General features: G+C 47.3%; 2 protein-coding genes. Both read left to right on the top strand.

What is annotated here, in order from left to right:
* A partial coding sequence (locus AC4E7D_RS09300; protein ID WP_490173527.1) for an aldose epimerase family protein occupies window positions 1–646 on the top strand: 646 nt, incomplete at its 5' end.
* Window positions 647–662: 16 nt separating this feature from the next.
* Window positions 663–1295, top strand: a complete 633-nt coding sequence (locus AC4E7D_RS09295) for a Crp/Fnr family transcriptional regulator (protein ID WP_490173526.1) — start codon at window positions 663–665, stop codon at window positions 1293–1295.
* The last annotated feature ends 87 nt before the right edge of the window (window positions 1296–1382 follow it).

The following is a 1382-nucleotide window of genomic DNA, read 5'->3' as shown; positions in this document are numbered from 1 at the left end:
AATTGGCCCTACTGAGGGTACAGGGTACAGGGTGCAGGTATCCAGGGGGAACGCCATGCAGGACCAACACGGCTTGCTACGCGAATTACATTATGAGCTGCTGGAATCTTCAGGTACACGGGCGGTCTATGAAAAAAGCTATACCGCCGGAACCGTGGTCAGGAATTCCAAATATCCGGACCGTTCCCGGCTTCAGTTCCTTGTCTGGCCTTATGATTTTACATTCCGCAAAGTGTTCCAGCTTGGTAATGACGGATTGCAGCTGGTGTTCGAAATAGCAGGGGAACCAGACATGCCCTTTATGCTGGGCTACCATCCGGCATTTAAATTACACTCGGAATCCCCCGTGGTACTTGCTGGAGAGAAAGAAATTCGCCTTGAAGAGATTATACAGGCCGGTAGCCGGGCACTGGAAGTAGCTTCCTGCCAGGAACTTACGCTCAGGGATATTATGGATGTTTCTATCAGGACCAGCGGGTTTGATAATTTTATGTTATGGACCGAGGTGTCCAATATGCTGTGTGTAGAACCGGTTACTTTTTATCCCTATAACACCCCGGTGCAGCAGCTTCATGAAGGATTTCACTATCTTGGCAGGGAATCCATGCGGTTTGAAGTACAGATAATGCCCTCTGAAACAAAATAATCAAAATTACTACAGGATGCGCGAATTACTAATAAGGCACTACGGTTATCTCTTTGAAGAGGAACTACTCGATGAAATCGAAGCGGTTGGGGTTTGCAGAAAAGTAAAACAGGGGGAAATCCTGATGGACATCGGGCAGCGGATAACAGCCATGCCCCTGTTGTTTAGCGGGGCCATCAAGATAATGCGGGAAGACGAAAACGGTGATGAGCTTATCCTTTATTTTATTGAGAAAGGGGATACCTGTGCCATGACCTTTTCCTGCTGCATGGGTACAGGGAAAAGTGAGATACGGGCAGTGGCTGAGGTAGAAACAGAACTGCTTATGATCCCCATTGAAAAAATGGAAGAATGGCTCAGCAGGTACAGCAGCTGGCGGCAATTTATCCTGGACAGTTATCACACCCGCCTTTCAGAACTCATGGAGACAGTAGATACCCTGGCGTTTATGAAGATGGATGAACGCCTGTTCAAGTATTTGAGGGATAAGGCCATGGTTACCCATGACGACATGATCTATGCTACGCATCAGCAGGTGGCGCATGACCTGCATACTTCCCGTGTAGTGATTTCCAGACTGCTAAAGCAAATGGAGAAAGAGGGTAAGATCGAACTTCACCGGAACCAGATAAAAATTTTGGATTTATAAACTTCAATTTGAGATGTAGCCATAGGAGGTCGGCCCTGGAAACACGGCTATTAAAGTATCTACAGGACGCTGTGGCAGACAAAGAGA

The organism is Lentiprolixibacter sp. (assembly GCF_982873095.1).
Note: the sequence above shows the minus strand (reverse complement) of the source record. Positions and strands in the feature narration are given on the sequence as shown.

Bases quoted from the DNA above. Each gene is read 5' to 3' on its own strand.
- AC4E7D_RS09295 (WP_490173526.1), top strand. From the start codon at position 663: ATGCGCGAATTACTAATAAGGCACTACGGTTATCTCTTTGAAGAGGAA.